Origin of the sequence: Pseudomonas sp. SMV71 (assembly GCF_052042015.1) — a bacterium.
Lineage (GTDB): Bacteria > Pseudomonadota > Gammaproteobacteria > Pseudomonadales > Pseudomonadaceae > Aquipseudomonas.
Genome location: NZ_JBKGGU010000002.1, coordinates 34,306 through 54,259, shown reverse-complemented (window position 1 = coordinate 54,259; position 19,954 = coordinate 34,306). Strand labels below are relative to the sequence as shown.

General features: G+C 61.5%; 18 protein-coding genes. 12 read left to right on the top strand and 6 right to left on the bottom strand.

Annotation, left to right across the window (positions count from 1 at the left end; translation table 11 throughout):
* Positions 1 to 11: 11 nt before the first annotated feature.
* Genes ACLEJQ_RS02145 through ACLEJQ_RS02125 form a run of 5 tightly spaced genes read left to right on the top strand, consistent with a single transcriptional unit; the run spans position 12 to position 5,250 of the window.
* Positions 12 to 1,148 carry a DUF2169 family type VI secretion system accessory protein gene (locus ACLEJQ_RS02145; RefSeq protein ID WP_440791728.1) on the top strand — a complete coding sequence of 379 codons (1,137 nt, stop codon included), beginning with the start codon at positions 12 to 14 and terminating at the stop codon, positions 1,146 to 1,148.
* Entirely contained in the window at positions 1,145 to 2,209 is a 1,065-nt protein-coding gene (locus ACLEJQ_RS02140; RefSeq protein WP_440791726.1) for a beta-ketoacyl synthase N-terminal-like domain-containing protein, read from the top strand. Before ACLEJQ_RS02145 ends, ACLEJQ_RS02140 begins: the two co-directional genes overlap by 4 nt.
* The gene (locus ACLEJQ_RS02135; RefSeq protein ID WP_440791724.1) at positions 2,206 to 3,117 is read left to right on the top strand and encodes a DUF4150 domain-containing protein; all 912 of its coding nucleotides are present in this window, start codon (positions 2,206 to 2,208) and stop codon (positions 3,115 to 3,117) included. Before ACLEJQ_RS02140 ends, ACLEJQ_RS02135 begins: the two co-directional genes overlap by 4 nt.
* Before the next feature lie 2 nt (positions 3,118 to 3,119).
* Positions 3,120 to 3,986: a hypothetical protein gene (locus ACLEJQ_RS02130; RefSeq protein WP_440791722.1), complete on the top strand. Its 867-nt coding sequence runs from the start codon at positions 3,120 to 3,122 to the stop codon at positions 3,984 to 3,986.
* Positions 3,987 to 4,011: 25 nt separating this feature from the next.
* Positions 4,012 to 5,250: a TIGR02270 family protein gene (locus tag ACLEJQ_RS02125; protein WP_440791720.1), complete on the top strand. Its 1,239-nt coding sequence runs from the start codon at positions 4,012 to 4,014 to the stop codon at positions 5,248 to 5,250.
* A 116-nt stretch (positions 5,251 to 5,366) separates the two neighbouring features.
* Here ACLEJQ_RS02125 and ACLEJQ_RS02120 read toward each other — a convergent pair whose 3' ends face one another.
* Entirely contained in the window at positions 5,367 to 6,746 is a 1,380-nt protein-coding gene (locus tag ACLEJQ_RS02120; RefSeq protein WP_440791718.1) for an XAC2610-related protein, read from the bottom strand.
* Between the two features lie 123 nt (positions 6,747 to 6,869).
* Positions 6,870 to 8,111, bottom strand: a complete 1,242-nt coding sequence (locus ACLEJQ_RS02115; protein WP_440791717.1) for an OprD family porin — start codon at positions 8,109 to 8,111, stop codon at positions 6,870 to 6,872.
* Positions 8,112 to 8,472: 361 nt separating this feature from the next.
* On the opposite strand from ACLEJQ_RS02115, the gene ACLEJQ_RS02110 reads away from it, so the two are divergent.
* From ACLEJQ_RS02110 to ACLEJQ_RS02080, 7 genes are all read left to right on the top strand, one after another.
* Positions 8,473 to 9,291, top strand: coding sequence for a putative hydro-lyase (locus ACLEJQ_RS02110; protein ID WP_440791715.1), 819 nt, complete (start codon positions 8,473 to 8,475; stop codon positions 9,289 to 9,291).
* Between the two features lie 34 nt (positions 9,292 to 9,325).
* Positions 9,326 to 9,877: a hypothetical protein gene (locus ACLEJQ_RS02105; RefSeq protein ID WP_440791713.1), complete on the top strand. Its 552-nt coding sequence runs from the start codon at positions 9,326 to 9,328 to the stop codon at positions 9,875 to 9,877.
* A 155-nt stretch (positions 9,878 to 10,032) separates the two neighbouring features.
* Positions 10,033 to 10,953 carry a LysR family transcriptional regulator gene (locus tag ACLEJQ_RS02100; protein WP_440791711.1) on the top strand — a complete coding sequence of 307 codons (921 nt, stop codon included), beginning with the start codon at positions 10,033 to 10,035 and terminating at the stop codon, positions 10,951 to 10,953.
* Between the two features lie 190 nt (positions 10,954 to 11,143).
* Entirely contained in the window at positions 11,144 to 12,520 is a 1,377-nt protein-coding gene (locus tag ACLEJQ_RS02095) for a UDP-glucose dehydrogenase family protein (RefSeq protein ID WP_440791709.1), read from the top strand.
* A gap of 171 nt (positions 12,521 to 12,691) precedes the next feature.
* Positions 12,692 to 13,399 carry an HPP family protein gene (locus ACLEJQ_RS02090; RefSeq protein WP_440791707.1) on the top strand — a complete coding sequence of 236 codons (708 nt, stop codon included), beginning with the start codon at positions 12,692 to 12,694 and terminating at the stop codon, positions 13,397 to 13,399.
* 135 nt (positions 13,400 to 13,534) lie between these two features.
* Positions 13,535 to 14,641: an enoyl-CoA hydratase/isomerase family protein gene (locus ACLEJQ_RS02085; RefSeq protein ID WP_440791705.1), complete on the top strand. Its 1,107-nt coding sequence runs from the start codon at positions 13,535 to 13,537 to the stop codon at positions 14,639 to 14,641.
* A 3-nt stretch (positions 14,642 to 14,644) separates the two neighbouring features.
* A complete protein-coding gene (locus ACLEJQ_RS02080) occupies positions 14,645 to 15,796 on the top strand; it encodes an acyl-CoA dehydrogenase family protein (RefSeq protein ID WP_440791703.1) in 1,152 nt (383 codons plus the stop codon).
* A 256-nt stretch (positions 15,797 to 16,052) separates the two neighbouring features.
* Here ACLEJQ_RS02080 and ACLEJQ_RS02075 read toward each other — a convergent pair whose 3' ends face one another.
* From ACLEJQ_RS02075 to ACLEJQ_RS02060, 4 genes are read right to left on the bottom strand one after another with little or no spacing between them, the layout of a single operon-like run.
* Positions 16,053 to 16,826, bottom strand: coding sequence for an enoyl-CoA hydratase (locus tag ACLEJQ_RS02075; protein WP_440791701.1), 774 nt, complete (start codon positions 16,824 to 16,826; stop codon positions 16,053 to 16,055).
* Between the two features lie 12 nt (positions 16,827 to 16,838).
* The gene (locus ACLEJQ_RS02070; protein ID WP_440791699.1) at positions 16,839 to 17,966 is read right to left on the bottom strand and encodes an acyl-CoA dehydrogenase; all 1,128 of its coding nucleotides are present in this window, start codon (positions 17,964 to 17,966) and stop codon (positions 16,839 to 16,841) included.
* Between the two features lie 9 nt (positions 17,967 to 17,975).
* Positions 17,976 to 19,163 (bottom strand): acetyl-CoA C-acyltransferase, encoded by a 1,188-nt coding sequence (locus ACLEJQ_RS02065; RefSeq protein ID WP_440791698.1) that lies wholly within the window; start codon positions 19,161 to 19,163, stop codon positions 17,976 to 17,978.
* 14 nt (positions 19,164 to 19,177) lie between these two features.
* Positions 19,178 to 19,939 carry an SDR family NAD(P)-dependent oxidoreductase gene (locus ACLEJQ_RS02060; RefSeq protein ID WP_440791696.1) on the bottom strand — a complete coding sequence of 254 codons (762 nt, stop codon included), beginning with the start codon at positions 19,937 to 19,939 and terminating at the stop codon, positions 19,178 to 19,180.
* Positions 19,940 to 19,954: the final 15 nt, after the last annotated feature.

Here is a 19,954-nt window from a genome sequence, read left to right as displayed (position 1 = left end):
GCCGTCACGTCATGGAGTTGATCAACCGGAGTCGTCTGATTGGCGGCTACACGGCCTCGACCGATAAGACCGGCCGTGAGTGGCTGGTAGTGGTGGCGAAAGGCACCTATGGCATACCGGATCATCCCGGCCAGGAACCCCGTTTGCGCGCACAGCAGGTGCCGCTGACCACAGCCGATGTGTTCCCGGGTGATCCTGCCGAATCAGCCGCGTCCTATGAAAATGACTTCGCCCTCTACAAGCCACGTTGCGATGTCCTGCTGAACGGGCACTGTTACGCGCCCAATGGCGAGCCGGCAACAGAGGTGACCGTAGCCATGAAAGTCGGGACGCTGGTCAAGGCATTCAAAGTCGTTGGGCCACGTACTCACGAGGCGGGCGCCCTGTCCTACTCGATAAGCAGACCCCAGCCATTCACAACCCTGCCCGTTACCTACGCGCAGGCGTATGGCGGCGTGGATCGCACAGACCCGGCAAAACCTCGGTGGCACCCGTGCAACCCGGTCGGGGTCGGATTCTACCCCGATGCGAACGAGGCGCAGCTTAACGGCTTGCCGCTGCCCAATACCGAGGAACTTCACCTGCCGGCGACGACGCCCGACGGCAACTACAGGCCAATGGCATTCGGTCCGGTGGGTCGAGCGTGGCAGCAACGGGTCCGCTGGGCAGGTACTTACGATCAGCATTGGCTGGATCATCAGTTCCCATTTCTGCCGGAGGATTTCGACGTGCGCTACTTCCAGAGCGCGCCAGAGGATCAGCAGATGGACTACCCGCAAGGGGGCGAAGAGGTTGCGCTGCTCAATCTCGACGCTAAAGGTCGCTCGGCATTCAGGCTTCCGACAAACCTCAGGCTGGCGGTACTCATCGTTCTTCACGACGGCAGTGCCAGGGACGCGGCTGCCATCGTCGACACCGTCATCCTTGAGCCGGACGCCGGACGATTCACCCTGACCTGGCGAACTTCGTCGCCGCTGCAGCGCAACCTCAAAGAGGTAGCCAGAGTCATTCTCGGACAAACATCCGCGCAGTACGCACAGGCCAGGACCTACGAAGAACGGATGCGAGGCAAACAGCACTTCAAGTCGCTGGAACTGCTGATTGCGTGGTCAAGGGCGGCGTACCCTCCATCCCAAGAGGAGGTATGAAGTCCGTGCCTGGCCACGTCTTGTTCATCACTCGCATGGGAATGGCCTGCCCGGTGGGTCTGAGCGTTTCCAGCGCTTGCGCCGCCAAACGCGCCGGACTTTCGGCCCTGCAAGCGCTTCCTTTCTTTGACAACGCCTGCGAACCCATCATCGGCGCGGCAGTGCCCGCCCTGGACCTGGCGTTGCCGGCAACGACACGCCTTAGCGGACTCATGCAACATGCATTGGTCGAGCTGATACAGAGCGCACCGGAACTGGATTGGAATCAGGTGCCTTTTCTGCTGTGCCTGGCGGAACCCGAACGTCCCGGCGCCAGTGTCAGAGAGCTGGCCCAGGCCATTATCCAGGATATATCCGCACGGCTGGGGATCCAGTTCCACCCGACCCAATCCCGAATCATCCCTTGCGGCCATGTCAGTGGGTTGCACGCCCTGCATGAAGCCAGTCGCTTGATCCGGGAGGCTCGCGCCCCTGCTTGCCTTGTGGGCGGCGTTGATTCGCTGCTCAATGCCTCGACACTCCAATGGCTGGATAGCCATCGCCGGCTGAGGACCTCGACGCACAACGACGGTCTGTTCCCCGGCGAAGCGGCCGCAGCTGTGCTGGTCCAGGCTAATCGACAACACGATACCTGCCTGGAAGTCTCTGGCCTTGGTTTTGCGCAAGAGCACGCCCCGCTGCTGTCCGGCAAACCGCTGCGAGCAGAGGGACTGGCAGCGGCTGCACGCGCAGCACTCACGCAGTCCGGGCTGGGTTACCACGAGATTGATCTACGGCTGTCCGATGTCACCGGGGAACAATACGGATTCAAGGAAATTCCATTGATGGAAGCCCGGTTGTTTCGAACAGTGAGAAAGGAAGATCAACCACTCTGGCATTGGGCAGAGGCCATGGGTGACACCGGAGCAGTTGCCGCAATCGTCCAACTGATACTCGCAGACCAGGCGTTTCGCAAAGGCTATGCACCCGGTAGCACCGCGATCTGCCTGGCCGGTTCCCTGGAGGGCGCACGAGCCGTTGCAATCGTGCGCGATCTGCACAGATCCGAAGGTAGGCTATGAGCTGCGACGTCTACGCAAACGGCGACGAGATCGCTTGCAAGGCCGGCGGCGGCAAGGTCATCGCGGCTTTTCCGGATGTCTGCCTGACCCCACCGCCGCCGCCCGCGGGGCCGATTCCGGTGCCGTATCCGGATACTTCGTTCTCCAAGGACATGAAGAACGGCAGCAAGACGGTAAAAATCGAAAACAAGGAGGTCATGTTAAAGAACATCTCCTTCTATAAAACCTCGCCTCTGGGCGATGAGGCCGCAACCAGAAGCCAAGGCGCCGGCGTCATCACCCACGTCATCACCGGCAAGACCTACTTTGTTTCATGGTCCATGGACGTGCTTTTCGAAGGCAAGAACGTCGATCGCCATACCGACATCACCACCTCCAATCATGCCAGCCCTGCGGCCAATGCTGCGGTGCCGATGGTCAATACCGCCAAGTATTCACCCGTGCAGCAGGATTCGAAGGTGCCGGGCAAACATAAATGTGAATGCTGTGGCGGGGCGGCGCACTCCAAGGCGCAAGCGTCCGGGGAGTTCATGACCGAAGACGAATTCTATGACACGGCACAAAGTCCCGAGAACGCGGCGGTGCTTGCCAAAGTCCGAGCCAACCCCAAGTGCAGGCACCTTCTGCCACCCGCCGGAAAGCCACCCAGCGGATGCAATAAGTACTACAGGACCGACACCCGGGAAAAAAAGAACATTGAAAATGACTGGGCCATGAACCGGCCCGCCTACATGGAGTGGAAAGGCGTGGCTCAGGGAGACCCGGTTGCGCACAGGGTGCCCAAGGCGGCGGGAGGTTGCCCGGCCGGACAGGGGAACCTCGCGCCCACTGGCCGCAAGTGTGCCAAACTCGAAGCCGAACTGAGTACGCTTCAGGACAGACGCGCCAATAGTTTTCGAAGGGCCTAGCAATGAACACGACGCACTACAAATACGCTCAGCGGCCTGAATTCCTACACGACTGTTTCTATTGGAAAGGACGTGGCTACCATTACTCCAGCACAGCGCCTGGGCAAGTATTCGCACCTGGTGGATGGCAGGACAGCGATCCCTGGATTGCACTGGCTTGTGTCCTGGAACGCGCGAAACAGGGCGACTACAGTCATGTACCCCAACTGCGCAAATGGGTATTGGAGCCTGATAGGGCACCCACCCTGATCTCGGCCTGCCTGGGGCTGATTGCGGATGCAGGGCTTGATTCGGACCTGGACTTTCTCGCCGAACTCATGCTTGAAGGCCCCGACTACCTGCGCATCGAGGCCTGCCTGGCGGCCCAGTGGGCGGGTGTCCTCTGGTTGATACCGTTCATGGTTGAAGCCTGGCGTTCACTTGAACGCCGGGCCGACCGGGCCGCCGTCGAGGCGAATCTTTCCAATCTCCTTGATCCCCTAGAAGGCGAACCCGAGTTCTACGCAAGCCCTCTGGACCCTATCGCCTACCGAGAAGCTGTCGATTCGCGACTTGCCCAATTGCGGGCCACCTATGGCAACGACAGGTTCTCGATCCTTGCGGGCTCGCCTGTCGACATGAACCAGCAAGTCTGGCTCATGCGCAAAACCCTCACCCCCAAAGACAGCGACGACTGGATCGACTGGAGCGATTTTCTCATCTGGCGGCGCAAATTCGAGGTGTACTCCGGCGTTGACTGCTCAAGCTTTTATGGGAAGAACGGCGATTTTCAGCCACTGAACGCCGCAGCGATCCTGGATCGATACATGGCCTCCCCCCTGCCCTTTGAAGTCGGTAAGCGCTACTTCTTCGGACACCTGGTTCCATAACCGGCAGCGGAGCGCTGGAGACAGCATGGTTCCCATCGAATCGATGATCGAGCAACACGCCGAGGAAGCCAGTTTCCTTATCCTCCTGCACGATCATGCCGTGCATGCGCCGCATTACAACCTCGATGACCTCGACAGACTGGACGAACGCATCGAGGCTCATCTCGATGGCCTTCGTATCGCCGGCCCCACCGGCCTGGAACATCTGCTGAGCCAACTGGGCCCGCACGCCGTCGGCGAGATGTTTGCCAGTGCGCTACTGGCCTTCGAGTCTGCCGATGCCAAGGTGCTGACGCGGCTTAGCGGGCATTTGCGAAATGCCATGGAAACCGAGCGCGGTTATCTGATGGCCTTGGGTTGGCTGGACTGGGAGCGGATATCGCCCTGGATCGAGCGCATGCTCGCCTCGCCCGAGCCGCTGTTCCGACGCCTGGGTCTGGCAGCCTGCGGCATGCACCGACGCGATCCTGGCCCCGCACTGCTTGCCGGGCTGACCCAGGCCGACGCCTGTGTGCAGGCCCGTGCCGCTCGGACGGCCGGTGAATTGCGTCGAATTGACCTTCTGCCGAGCCTCCAGGCCCTGCGGCTTCATGAGGATTTCACCACGCGCTTCTGGGTCAACTGGACCGCCGCGCAGATGGGCGACGAGCAAGCGCTGGAGCCCCTGCGCCATTTCGCCGAGCAGCCGGGGGAATTCCAGTACCGTGCGCTTTGTGTGTTGTTGGCGTGGCAAAAACGCGAAGCCAGCATGGCCTGGATACGCCAGCGGGTTCAGAACCCCGCGCAGCGACGCGTCGGCATCCAGGCCATCGGGTTGCTGGGCGATCCTGTCAGCGTGCCGTGGCTGATCCAGCAGATGAGCGACCTGCCCTATGCCCGCATCGCCGGCGAAGCGTTCAGCCTGATCACCGGCGCAGATCTGGCGCTGATGAATCTGGAATTGCAGGACCTGCCAGACTTCGATGCCGGCCCGAACGACGACCCCGAGGATCCCAATGTCCTTATGGACCCCGATGAAAACCTGCCCTGGCCCGATCCGCATGCGATCGCAGCCTGGTGGCAGGCGCAGGGAGGCAGTTTCCAGCCAGGTATCGGTTATGTACTGGGTTTGCCGCAAGGTGAAAGCGGCTACCGGCAGGCTCTTCTCCGAGGCCAGCAACGTCAACGCATCGTAGCCGCCTGCGGCCTCGCCCGTTATCGACCGACTGAAGTACTCTTCCCCACCAGCGCGCCGGCGTGGCGGCAGATGAAGTTAGCGCTGTAGCCGTTAATGACCCGATCATTGTGCTGGTCCGGCAAACAACGCTGCACATTAGCTGCGCGCTCTGTATCTGTATCCCACGTAGCCATCACCGCCTCAGCCTGGTCCGGAGCATTGCCTCAACGCTGCCGCCGATACATACCGGTCAAGACGTCTTGGTCATCCGTTGGTTCGGTGTAGCCGATCACTGCGAAATTCTTCAACAGCTGGATGTGATACGGGCCGTTTTTCTCCGGCGCCTGGGGCGTACGCACAATGATCAGGTTATCGCTTTCCATCGGCACGATCTGATGCTCAGTCACGCCGCCTTTCAGCGCGACGGTGAACTCCGCCACTTCACGCCCCTGGGCATCGCGTTCCGGCAGGATTTTCAGATCCAGGTCCCCGTCACGCCCCAGGGCGTCCTGGCGCATCTGATAATGACCGCTGCGCTGGTCAGGCTCGACGTTACCCAGTTTGTCGTGGTCCGGCTCACGGTCCAGAGTGTCTAGCGCAATCTTCAGTTTGCGAGCGCCGTCTTGTGCACCGCCAACCCGAGTGCCAGTGGTGTTGAAAGGGTGAACCTGTTCCTGGGTCAGATGCCAGATGCCTGTCTGGAGGCCATCTTCGGCGAACTCATGAAGGATGACGGGGCTGAACTCGTCTTCCCGAGATCCCACCAGCTTGATAGGTACGTCTTTGCCTTTTCTGATGTATCGCAGTTCTCCGATGACAGCCGTGCCCTGGACCTCATACCACAGTTCTATCGGGGTCTGGCTATCGAGCTTGCCGGTGAACACCAACGGGTCTTCACAGGTCGGCCCTTCCAGGCGGATCTGTTCGTGCCACTTTTCGTCTTTCAAATTGCCGACAGTGCGCCGGACATAGCCGCCGGGCATGCTCGAGTTTTCGCCGGGCTCGCTGGGCTGGATCTGCTCCTCGGTTTCCGAATGCAGCAGGACCAGTTCCTCGCCCTGCATCTTCCAGTGCCTGACGCGATTCCAGCAGCAATCGCGCTCGGATTGCGAGAGCAGCATGCCATCCAGCGGGCTGACGGAAAACATGCCGTTGCTGCCCTCCTTCGCCAGGTCCGTCAAGGCTTGGTTGAAGACCCATTGCGATTTCTTCGGGTCTTGCAGATAGACGTCGAAACGGCCCTTGTAGTCCTTTTCCGGGTCCGTTCCGTTTCGAATCGCCAGGTCCTGGCGGCCATCGAAATTGAAGTCGTCAAAGTAAAGCAAGCTGAAGGGCCCGAGCAGCCAGGCGTTGGCCTTGCCGTTGCGATCCACCGGCACGTTGCCCGCCTGGGTCTGCAATTGCTGGAGAACCTTTAGTGTCTTGCTGTCGCGAATGGTGATGACCCCTGGCGCCAGTTGCTTGGGGTCCTCAGGGGGCTGCGGGAACAGCACTTCAACCAGGTACTGGCCGCTGCGGTCGTTGACCGAAAACGCCCTGGGTTCGGCCATGGCCGGAGTCACCAGAAGGATCGAGAGAAACAAGCTATTGAGGAGCGAGCGCATTCAACGCGTCCTTGCTGCAACTGAGTGAGCGCAGTGTATGGGAAATGGCTGTCCGCTGCCTGCCGGCGCAAGCAAGTTCACAACCAGGCCCATGACAGATGCACCCACGTTTGCCCCCCCCGGTTACCAAAGCCCGAGCGTATAACTCACGATCAATCGGTTCTCATCCAGATCATTCCCGAAGTTCGAACGCACCGACGCGTTGCGCCATTTCACCCCCAGCCCCTTGAACGTCCCGTCCTGCACCACATAGGCAATGTCCGTGTTGCGCTCCCACTCCTTACCTTCTCCCGGTGCCGTACGTTGCACGTTGTCACCGGAAATGTAGCGGGTCATGAAGGTCAGCCCAGGCAGGCCAAGGGCGGTGAAATTGTAGTCGTAGCGCGCTTGCCACGAGCGCTCGTCAACGTTGGCGAAGTCGCCGATCTGGACGAAGTTGACCAGGTACGGATCGCTGCGTCCGATATAGGGAAACGGGTCGTCGCCGCTCATACGCTGGTAGCCCAGGCCTAGCCCATGACCGGCGACGCTGTAAGTGAACAATGCGCCGAACGCCTGGTTGTCGAGGTCACGGAAGTTGCCGTCCTCGGTACTGCGCGAATAGCGAACGTCGCTTTTGAGTGACTGGCCAGCACCCAGGTCCAGGGTGTGTACGAATCCCAGGTAGTTCTGCTGGTAGATGTTTTCCAACTGGCCGTAGCGGTACTGCGCCGTCAGGTTGGGCAGGAACTGGTAGTCACCACCGGCAAACTGGAACCTGTCGCTGCTGCCACCGATGCGGTTAGCGGTGAAGTCCTGATAGTCCGTGGAGTCAACCACGTTGATCTGGGTGAATTGCCCGGCAGTGAGCTTCAGTCGGTCGACCTCCTGTACGTTCAGCAAGCCGCCCCTGAACGTGGCAGGCAGCAGGCGCGTGTCGTTGGAACTCACCACCGGATCCTTGATTTGCAGCGTACCCAGTTTCAGCGTGCTGTTGGAGATCCGTACCTTGGCGGTCAGGCCCAGTTCGCTGTACTGATCCTGCGAGCCGCCAGACAGGTCGGGCGGCAGCAGATTGGTGCCCGCCGTGCCGCCGCCGGAATCGAGCTTGAAACCGGCCATGCCCAAGGCATCGAGACCGAAGCCCACGGTGCCAGTGGTGTAGCCCGATTCCATCCGTAACAGGAACCCTTGGGCCCACTCTTCAGCCTTGTCCCGTGCACCTTCCTGACGGAAATCGCGATTGAAGTAAAAATTGCGTGCTTCCAGGGTGGCTTTACTGTCGGCGATGAACTCGGCATGGGCGTTGGGCGCGACCATCAGACTCAAACCCAGCAGCGTGCCGACGGGAGTGAAAACACAAGGGGAAGATGTTAGCTGTCGCATGCGTGCTCCTTTTTTATGGGCGCGAACGGACACGCTTTAGAGCGTTGCGCACGCCACCTTATTGTTGTGTGAAGACGTGTTGTGTGAAGACGTTGCCGTTGGGGCTCGGTGCGGTGTCCCGTACCGTGGGGTCGGATTCTTCCGGTCGTGGTCCGACAGCGTCAAACGGGAAAAAAGCGGGGTCGGGCATAAGAAAATCTGATGCGAGCGTAGGGGCGATCTGGAGCGACAATTGCACCCCTGCCCGTTGCATAACTTTTTATTGTGAGGGCCAACAGATTTCCTTGTTAGACGTCGCAGCCTGGGGTCATTAGGGTACAAGCAAACAAAAAAGCGTCGGCAAAACCGTGGAGAAACGTCGATGAATCAACAAGCCATTCCCTTCGAGGCCATGCCCTTCGAACAACTGCAAGCGTACGACCCGGCAGCGTTGCGCCAATACATCGCCACCGGTCGATACCAGGGGCACACCAGCGGTCTGGGCCAGGGCCGGGTGCAGGCCAACATCGTGATCCTGCCCCAGGATTGGGCCAACGAATTCCTGCGTTATTGCGCCCTCAACCGTCAAGCCTGCCCCTTACTCGACGTGACCGAGCCAGGCGATCCGTTTTTTCGCAACCTCGGGGCTGCCATCGACATCCGCCACGAAGTGCCCCGGTACCGGGTCTATCGCCATGGTGAATTGAGCGCGGAGCCGGTGGACATCGCGTCGCTCTGGCAAGACGACCTGGTGGCCTTCGCCATCGGCTGCTCGTTCTCATTCGAGCAACCCCTGCTGGAAGCCGGCATTCGCCTGCGGCACATTGAGCTGGGGCGCAATGTCGCGATGTATCGCACCGACATCGACACCCGCCCCACCGCTCGCCTATCCGGCAAGCTGGTGGTGAGCATGCGGCCGATGAAAGCCGCCGATGCCATCCGGGCGGTCCAGATTACCGGGCGCATGCCCAACGTCCACGGGGCGCCGGTGCACATTGGCAATCCGTCGCTGATCGGCATCGACTCCCTGGACAACCCGGACTACGGTGATGCCGTGCCAATCCGGGCGGACGAGATCCCCGTATTCTGGGCCTGTGGCGTGACGCCTCAATCGGTGGTCCAGGCCTCCCGTCCACCGCTGTGCATCACCCATGCCCCAGGCTGCATGCTGGTGACCGACTTGTGGAACAATGACCTGTAGGCTTCGATCGGGTTCCAGACCTCAAGGGATCACCATGACCACCGCGCAGCAAGCCGTCGAACAGTACATACGCGCCAAGGACGGTAACCGTCCGCACCTGCTGGCTCACGCATTTACCGCAGAGGCCATTCTGGACATGGTCGTGCGCACAGGCTCGATCTCGTTTCCCGGTCATGTCGAAGGCCGCATGGCCATTGGCGAGGTGCTGGTCAGCCGCTTCGGGCAGGCATTCGAGAACGTGTACACGTTCTGCGTGGATGCCCCGCCACCGGCAAACGCCACGACCTTCCAGTGCAAATGGCTGGTGGCAATGTCCGACAAACAGAGCGGCGAAGCCCGCGTCGGTTGTGGGCTATACGATTGGCAGTTCAATCCGCGATCGCGACTGACCGAGCACCTGACGATCACCATCGAGCACATGAAGACCCTGCCGGCGAATGACGTGCCGGTAATCATGGCTTGGGCATCGCGGCTGGACTATCCGTGGTGCGGCGCTGAAGCGGTGGTTGGCGGGATGCCGGATTTGCGGGAGCTTCGCGAGGTGGTCCAGTTCGTGGCGACCCCGACTCCCCCCGAGCTACAGTAGCAGCGAGAAGGCTGGCGTCGAGTCACTGTGGCGAGGGAGCTTGCTCCCGCTGGGCTGCGCAGCAGACCTTGTTTGTGAGCGCTTCGCACTCAGCGGGAGCAAGCGCCCTCGCCACAGGTCCGATATGTCCCTGAAAGCGCCAAGGAGCCCTAACAATGAACATCAAGTTTCTGGAAACCTTCGTCTGGGTTGCACGACTGAGGAGCTTTCGCCTCACCGCCGAAAAACTGTTCACCACCCAGGCCTCCATTTCCAGCCGCATCGCGGCATTGGAAGATGAAATGGGCGTGCGCTTGTTCGTGCGTGATTCCAAAGGCGTGTCGCTGACCGCCGAAGGACAGCGGGTGCTGGAATACGCCGAGCGCATCATGGACACCATGCAAAGCATGAAAGCCGTGATCAAGGACCCGCGTCAGGTGCGCGGACGGATTCGCATCGGGGCAATGGACACGGTGATCCACACCTGGCTCAGCTCCCTGGTTACCCGCCTGATGGAGCGCTACCCGGCGCTGGAAATCGAGCTGTCGGCCGATACCGCGAGCAACCTGTGCTCACAGCTGGAGAAGGGTTACCAGGACATCGTTTTCCAGACCGACACCCTGCGCCTGGACAGCGTGCGCAACGCGCTGCTGGCGCGCTATCCGATGCATTGGGTGGTACGCACCGGCTCGCTCTATGACCGGCGATACGCGTCGCTGGACGACCTGTCCCAGGAAAGGATCGTCACGTTCTCACGCAACTCGCGCCCCCACCAGGACATTCTCAATCTGTTGCACTCGGCCAACATCGTTTCGCCACGCATCAACTGTGTGAACTCCGCATCGGCCATCACCCGTCTGGTTCGCGATGGTTTCGGCATCGGCGCCATGCCCGCAGCGCTGGTCCACGGCGAGTTGGCCCAAGGCACCTTGAAACTGCTGGAGGGCGTGCCGCTGCCCGCGGTGATGGACATCGTCGCCAGCTGGCGCACGGGTGCCGGCATGGAACGGGTGGAGGACATCGTAGGGCTGGCCCGGGATGTGGTGGATGAGTTCGTCGCGGAGCTGCCGGCCAGGTACGGTGTGGACGCAGGTTGATTTGCCTTCTCCAGGCATTCCTTTCCTCATCCGGCCACTCGGCGATCTGCGCCGCACCTGCCGCCGGCGCCCACGGCACCGGCTCACTGTAAGTGAACTGAAATATCCCCGGCCTACTCTGGCGCGAGCACACGCGGCGAACGGCTGGTTGTGCATGTCCGCCCGCACGGGATGATCCAGGGAGTCCGCCATGAAAATCAGTGTATTCGGAAGTGGTTACGTGGGGTTGGTGCAAGCCGCCGTGTTGGCCGAGGTGGGCCACGACGTGGTGTGCATGGATGTAGACGAGCACAAGGTCGAAAGCCTGCGCCAAGGCCAGGTGAGCATTTTCGAACCGGGGTTGGCAGCGCTGGTACGGGAAGGGCTGGAGGCCGGGCGCCTGCATTTCACCAGCGACGAGCGACTGGCCGTGCAGCATGGTCCGGTCCTGTTTATCGCCGTCGGTACGCCGTCCAGGGACGACGGATCGGCCGATCTGCGGCAGGTCCTGGCCGTGGGTGAAGCCATTGCCCGCTACCGCGAGCAACCGATTATCGTGGTGGAGAAATCCACCGTGCCGGTGGGCACCGGCGACATCTTGCGGGCGCATATCGATAAACACCTGCTCAAGGCCAGTCGCCTGCTGCAGTTCGATATCGTGTCCAATCCCGAATTTCTCAAGGAGGGTTCGGCGGTCGCCGATTGCCGTCGTCCGGATCGCATCGTGATTGGCTGCGAGCGCGATGAAGTGCGCGAAACCATGCGCGACCTGTACGCGCCCTTCAATCGCAATCACGACCGGGTCCTTTTCATGGACGTGCGCAGTGCCGAGCTGACCAAGTACGCCGCCAATGGGATGCTGGCGACCAAGATCAGCTTCATCAACCAGATCGCCGAGTTGGCCGAGCATCTGGGGGCCGATATCGAGTCGGTGCGCCTGGGTATCGGCGCCGATTCACGCATCGGCTATCACTTCATTTATCCAGGCTGCGGTTACGGCGGCTCATGCTTTCCCAAGGACATGCGCGCCCTCATTCATACCGCCGAACAGGCCCATTGCTCCAGTGACTTGTTGCAGGCTGTTGAATTGATCAACCGACGGCAGAAAAACAAACTTTTTGAACGCATCAACGCGTTTTACAAGGGCGATCTGCGCGGCAAGACCTTCGCCCTGTGGGGCCTGGCCTTCAAGCCGAACACCGATGACATGCGCGATGCACCAAGCCGTACGCTCCTGGAATCACTCTGGGCGGCGGGTGCCAGCGTCCGGGCCTTCGACCCGGAGGCGATGCAGCAGACGCAACGACTCTACCCCAATGAGTCGCGGCTGATTCTGATGGGCACGCCGGAATCGGTGTTGCCGGGGGCCGATGCGCTGGTCATCTGCACTGAATGGCAGGCCTTCAAGGCGCCGGATTTCAACCTGATGCACGAGCGGCTCAAGGCTGCGGTCATATTCGACGGTCGCAACCTCTATGACCCGGAACGCATGGCGGCCATGGGATTCATGTACTTCCCGATGGGCCGGGGGCAATCGTGCAACTTGCCGATCGCTCAACAAGCCTGGTATCCGGCCCGAAGCGCGTGAGCGGCTTACTGCAAAATTAATGCACTCAAACAGCATTAATATGAATTTGTAAGCCAAGTGGCGGATCGGCAAACTGTCGCCGTTCCTCCCCCAACTGTTGGAACACTTAAAGGGCTTTCAGGGATTCTCCCGTAAGCCCCTTTTTTTGTTCGTTTTTTGGATAAGCGCTTAATGTTTTCTCGCTGGATTCCCGCTGCAATCAATACCCGTCCCACTGAATGGAGTCGCGCTGCCATCGGCATGGCGCTAGGGACAATGTTCGGTGTCTGGCTGTGCAGCCAGGTATTCGGCCTGGAGGTGGCCCAACACCTGATCGGTCCTCTTGGCGCCTCGGCGGTGCTGCTGTTCGCCGTCTCGTCGGGCGCCCTCGCCCAACCCTGGTCGATTTTCGGCGGCTACCTGTGCGCCTCCGTCGTGGCGGTGCTGGTGGCCCACGTGCTGGGCCGCACGCTGGGCAGCGCCTGCCTGGCCGCCGGCATGGCACTGATATTGATGTGCTGGCTGCGCTGCCTGCATCCGCCGGCAGGCGCCGTTGCGGCGACCATGGTGCTGGCGGATCCGTCCATTATTGCCCTGGACTGGCTGGCCGTCGGCGCCACCCTGCTGGCCGGCACCGGCCTGCTCGCCTTCGCCCTGGCCTACAACAACCTGACCCGGGTGCGTTATCCAAAGCGTGCCAGCGAGCCGGTGGCCGTCATTCCGGCCGACCACCCTCCCGTCGATCGCCAGGCGATCACCGCTCAAGACTTGAAACTGGCCTTGGCGGAGATGGAGGCGTTTTTCGACGTGACGCCTGAAGATCTCGAGCAGTTGATCCACACCAGCGAGCGCTATGCCAAGCGTCGCAGCATCGCGGAGGTACTTTCGAGTCGCGGTTGATCCTGTGGCTGCTATAAATATGCAGAAAGGACCTGCATGTATGCTGGTTGTGCAGTGCAAATTTGCACTGGTACGATCACGGCCGTACAGGCGCGATCACCATTGATAAAAAACAATAAAAGCAGGGAGTTAGCGATGACTGCTCAGGTTTCATCCCAAGCCTCTGGAACGGTCGAAACCGTGGGCTACGAAGTGTTGGTCGACATCCGCAATCACATCGGCCATCTGACCCTGAACCGCCCCGCCGGTCTCAATGCTCTCACGCTGGGCATGGTGCGCAGCCTGCAGCGGCAACTCGATGCCTGGGCGCTCGATCCGCAGATCCACGCGGTGGTCCTGCGGGGAGCCGGCGACAAGGCGTTCTGCGCCGGCGGAGACATCCGTTCGCTGTACGACAGCCACCTTCAAGGTGACACGCTGCACGAGGCGTTCTTCGTCGAGGAATACGCCCTCGACCTGACGATCCACCACTACCGCAAACCCGTCCTCGCCCTGATGGACGGCTTCGTACTGGGCGGCGGCATGGGCCTGGTGCAAGGCGCCGACTTGCGAGTGGTGACCGAGCGCAGCCGCCTGGGCATGCCGGAAGTGGGTATCGGCTACTTCCCGGATGTGGGAGGCAGCTACTTTTTACCCAGGGTGCCCGGTGAACTGGGTATCTACCTGGGCGTCAGCGGCGTGCAGATCCGCGCCGCCGACGCGCTGTATTGCGGCCTGGCCGACTGGTACGTGGACAGTGACAAACTCCAGCAGTTGGATGAGCGTCTCGACCGACTGCAATGGCACGACACGCCGCTCAAGGACCTGCAAGGCCTACTGGCGAAACTGGGCGTCCAGCAACTTCCCGAACCGCCGCTGGCCGACCTGCGCCCGGCCATCGATCACTTCTTCGCCCTGCCCGACCTTCCGAGCATCATCGAGCAGTTGCGCCAGGTCACGGTTGCCGACAGCCACGAATGGGCGCTCAAGACCGCTGACCTGCTGCGAACCCGTTCCCCGCTGGCCATGGCCGTGACACTGGAGATGTTGCGTCGTGGCCGGCACCTGAGCCTGGAACACTGTTTTGCCCTGGAGCTGCACCTGGACCGGCAATGGTTCGAACGCGGCGACCTGATCGAAGGTGTACGCGCCTTGCTGATCGATAAAGACAAGAACCCGCGCTGGAACCCGCCTACCCTGGAGGCGCTGGACGCCGGCCATGTGGCGAGCTTCTTCGACGGCTTCGACGACCACGGGAACTGAACCATGCAAGACCTCGAACTGACCGAAGAACAGATAATGATCCGCGACATGGCCCGGGACTTCGCCCGCGGTGAAATCGCGCCCCACGCCCAGACTTGGGAAAAGGCCGGCTGGATAGATGACAGCCTGGTGGCAAAGATGGGCGACCTGGGGCTGCTGGGCATGGTGGTGCCGGAAGAATGGGGCGGCACCTATGTCGACTACGTCGCCTATGCCTTGGCGGTGGAAGAAATTTCCGCAGGAGATGGCGCTACCGGGGCGCTGATGAGCATTCACAACTCGGTGGGCTGCGGTCCGGTGCTCAACTATGGCACCGATGAACAGAAACAGACCTGGCTGGCGGATCTCGCCAGTGGCCAGGCGATTGGCTGTTTCTGCCTGACCGAGCCCCAGGCCGGTTCCGAAGCGCACAACCTGCGCACCCGTGCCGAACTGCGGGACGGTCAGTGGGTCATCAACGGTGCCAAGCAGTTCGTCAGCAACGGCAAGCGAGCGAAGCTGGCGATCGTATTTGCGGTGACCGATCCGGAGCTGGGCAAGAAAGGTATTTCGGCGTTCCTGGTGCCCACCGATACACCGGGTTTCATCGTTGATCGCACCGAACACAAGATGGGCATCCGCGCCTCGGACACCTGCGCGGTAACCCTGACCAACTGCTGCATTCCCGAAGCCAATCTGCTGGGCGCGCGAGGCAAAGGCCTGGCGATTGCGCTGTCCAACCTGGAAGGCGGCCGCATCGGCATCGCCGCCCAGGCCCTGGGCATTGCCCGTGCCGCATTCGAAGCGGCGCTGGCCTACTCGCGGGACCGGGTGCAGTTCGACAAACCGATCAACGAGCACCAGAGCATCGCCAACCTGCTGGCCGACATGCACACCCGCCTGAACGCCACCCGCTTGCTCATCCTTCACGCCGCCCGGCTGCGCAGCGCCGGCAAGCCGTGCCTGTCCGAAGCCTCCCAGGCCAAGCTGTTCGCCTCGGAAATGGCCGAGAAGGTCTGCTCCTCGGCCATCCAGATCCATGGCGGGTACGGTTACCTGGAGGACTACCCGGTGGAGCGCTACTATCGCGATGCGCGGATCACTCAGATCTACGAAGGATCGAGCGAGATCCAGCGCATGGTCATCGCCCGGGAGCTCAAGCACTACCTGGTGTGATGGCTTGAAACGCATCGCGAGCAAGCCCACTTCCAGAGGTTCTGTTTCGTGCACAAATGCACTGTGCACCCCAGGACCAATGTGGGAGCGGGCTTGCTCGCGATGGCGGTGTATCAGTCAATGAGATGTTGAGCGAACCGGCCTCATCGCGAGCAGACTCGCTCCCACAGGTTCTGTGTCGTGCATAAATGCAGCTCGCACCTCAAATCCAATGTGGGAGCGAGCTCGCTCGCGATGGCGTCAGTGAAGAGCCGGGTTACTTGTCCTGGAACTCAGGCGAACGCTTGGCCACGAATGCGGCCATGCCCTCTTTCTGATCTTGCGTGGCAAACGCTGCGTGGAACACCCGACGTTCGAAACGCACGCCTTCGGACAGGCTAACTTCAAAGGCGCGGTTGACGCTTTCCTTGACCATCATGCTGATCGGCACCGATTTGGAGGCAATCAGCGCCGCGGTTTTCAGCGCGTCGTCCAACAGCTCATCCGCCGGTACGATCCGCGCCACGATGCCGCAACGCTCGGCCTCCACCGCGTCGATGAAGCGCCCGGTCAGGCACATTTCCATGGCCTTGGCCTTGCCCACCGCCCGCGTCAGGCGCTGGGTGCCGCCCATGCCTGGGAGCACGCCGAGGTTGATCTCCGGCTGGCCGAACTTGGCATTGTCGCCCGCCAGGATGAAATCGCACATCAAGGCCAGTTCACAGCCACCGCCCAAGGCGAAGCCGTTCACCGCCGCAATGATCGGTTTGCGGCGGTTGGCCACGCGATCGCTGTCGCTGAACAAATCATCCAGATAAATCCGCGGATAGGTCAGCTCGGCCATTTCCTTGATGTCGGCACCGGCTGCGAAAGCCTTTTTCGAGCCAGTCAGCACGATGCAACCAATCTTCGGATCGGCCTCCAGGCTGTCCAGCGCCTGGTTCAACTCGCTGACGATCTGAGCGTTCAAGGCATTCAGTGCCTGGGGCCGGTTCAGGGTAATCAGCCCGACGCGTTCCTTGATCTCCAATAAAATCGTTTCGTAACTCATGAGGACTCCTGTTCAAAGATTGCGCGAGATGACCATGCGCTGGATATCGCTGGTGCCTTCGTAGATCTGGCAGACCCGCACGTCGCGGTAGATACGCTCCAGCGGGAAGTCATTGAGATAACCGTATCCGCCCAACGTTTGCAACGCCATGGAACAGACCTTTTCGGCCATTTCCGAGGCGAACAGTTTCGCCATGGAGGCTTCCACCAGCGCCGGCTGGCCGTTGTCTCGCAGGGCGGCGGCGTAATGCACCATTTGCCGGGCCACGGCGATCTGCGTCGCCATGTCCGCCAGGCGGAACGCCACCGCCTGATGCTCGATGATCGCCTTGCCGAAACTTTCCCGCTCACGGGCGTAGTCCCGGGCCGCCTCGAACGCCGCACGGGCCATGCCCACCGATTGCGCCGCGATGCCGACTCGTCCGCCCTCCAGGTTGGCCAGAGCGATTCTGTAGCCCTCGCCCTCCTCGCCGAGCCGATTGGCTACCGGCACCTTCACATCCTCGAAGAGGATCTGACACGTGTCGGAAGCGTGCTGGCCGAGTTTGTCCTCAACCCGGGCCACACTGTAGCCCGGTGAATCGGTCGGCACGATGAAGGCACTGATGCCACGCTTGCCGGCACCTGGATCCGTGACGGCAAACACAATCACCACACCGGCATTCTGCCCCGAGGTGATGAACTGCTTGCAGCCGTTGAGCACGTAATGTTCGCCCTCCCGCCGGGCACGGGTCTTTAGGCTGCTGGCGTCGGAACCGGCCTGGGGTTCGGTCAGGGCGAAGGCACCAAGCATCGCGCCGCTGGCCAGGGGCGTGAGGAACCGGGCTTTTTGCTCATCGTTGCCGAACTTGAGGATCGGCACACAGCCCACCGAGTTGTGCACACTCATGATGGTCGAGCACGCCCCATCGCCCGCGGCGATTTCTTCCAGAGCCATGGCGTAGGCCAGGTAGCCGGTGTCGCAACCGCCCCACTGCTCCGGCACGAGCATGCCGAAAAAACCCAGCTCGCCCATTTCGGCAATCGCCTCCTTGGGGAAACGGTGCTCGCGGTCCCACTCGGCGGCGAACGGTTTCAAGCGTTCCTGGGCGAATTGCCGGGCCGCTTCGCTGATTTGCGTCTGTTCTTCAGTTGCAAGCATGGTGAGTCCTTAATACAGGCATTCGACAGCCATGGCCGTGGCTTCGCCGCCGCCGATGCAAATCGCCGCGACGCCGCGCTTGAGACCTTTCTGGCGCAAGGCCGAGAGCAGCGTCACCAGAATCCGGGCGCCGGATGCACCGATCGGGTGGCCCAAGGCGCACGCGCCGCCGTGAATGTTGACCTTGTCGTGGGGGATTTCCAGCTTGCCCATGGTCACCAGGCCAACCACCGCGAACGCTTCGTTGACCTCGAACAGATCGACCTCATCCAATGACCAACCGGTCTTTTGCATGAGCTTTTTCACGGCCCCGACCGGTGCGGTGGGAAACAGGCTCGGCGTGTCGGCAAAGGCCGCGTGACCGTGGATCACCGCCAAGGGTTTCAGACCGCGCTCGGTGGCGTGGCTCTGGCGCATCAGTACCAGCGCAGCGGCACCATCGGAAATGGAGCTGGAGTTAGCTGCGGTCACCGTACCGCCTTCACGGAAGGCAGGCTTGAGGGAGGCGATCTTGTCGATCCGAGCCTTGGGCGGCTGTTCGTCGTGGCGCACGATCACCTGTTCCTTACCGACCATGACCTGCAACGGCACGATCTCAGCGTCGAAACTGCCGTCCTCGATGGCCTTCTGAGCGCGGGTGGTGGATGCAATGGCAAAGGCATCCTGGGCTTCGCGGCCCAAGCCATTGGCCTGGGCACAGTCCTCGGCAAAGGTGCCCATCAGGCGGCCCTTGTCATAAGCATCTTCGAGGCCGTCCAGGAACATATGATCCAGCACCTTGCCGTGGCCCATGCGCAAACCGGCGCGGGCACGATCGAGCAGGTACGGGGCGTTTGACATGCTTTCCATGCCGCCCGCCACCACCACTTCGGCGCTGCCGGCAACGAGCATGTCATGGGCGAGGATCGCCGCTTCCATGCCCGATCCGCACATCTTGTTGAGGGTGGTGCAGCGGGTCGATTTATCCAGGCCCGCCCCCAGAGCAGCCTGACGCGCCGGGGCCTGGCCCTGCCCGGCCGCGAGCACACAACCGAACAGTACCTCTTCAACTGAACCGGCGCCGATACCGGCACGCTCTACCGCTGCCTTGATAGCGGCGGCCCCCAGTTGCGGGGCGGTAAGGCTCTTGAGTTCCCCCTGGAAACCGCCCATGGGGGTACGGACGGCGCTGACAATGACAATCGGATCGTGGGACATGGATGAGTCCTCCTTCATTTAGCGGCCATGCGCAAGGCACCGTCGAGACGGATCACCTCGCCGTTGAGCATGCTGTTTTCAATAATATGCCGGACCAGCGCCGCATATTCGTCAGGCTTGCCCAGACGCGGCGGGAACGGCACGCCGGCGGCCAGGGAATCGCGCACTTCAGGCGTCATGCCGGCCATCATCGGGGTTTCGAAGATGCCGGGGGCGATGGTCATTACACGGATGCCATGGCGGGCCAGTTCCCGGGCCGCTGGCAAGGTCAGGCTGGCGATGGCGCCTTTGGACGCCGAATAGGCGGCCTGCCCGATCTGGCCGTCGAACGCCGCCACCGACGCGGTATTGATGATGACACCACGTTCGCCGTCGGCGTTGGCCTCGGTTTCGGCAATGGCCGCCGCCGCCAGGCGCAACAGGTTGAAACTGCCGATCAGGTTGACGTTGATCACCTGGCTGAAGCTGGCCAGGGCATGGGGGCCGTTTTTGCCAAGGATCTTCTCGCCACGCACGATGCCGGCGCAGTTCACCAGGCCATTCAGGCCGCCGAACGCCTCGACCGTCGCCTTGATCGCCGCTTCGGCCGCCGCCTCGTTGCTGATATCCGCCACTACGCTATGGCAGCCGAGGCGCTGCGCCTGGGCGGCCACGGCTTCGGCGTTAAGGTCCAGCAACATGACCTTGGCACCGGCCTTGACCAGCATTTCACCGGTGGCCGCACCGAGGCCCGAAGCGCCGCCGCTGACGAGAAAAATTCTGTTGTCGATCTGCATGATGATTTCCTTGGG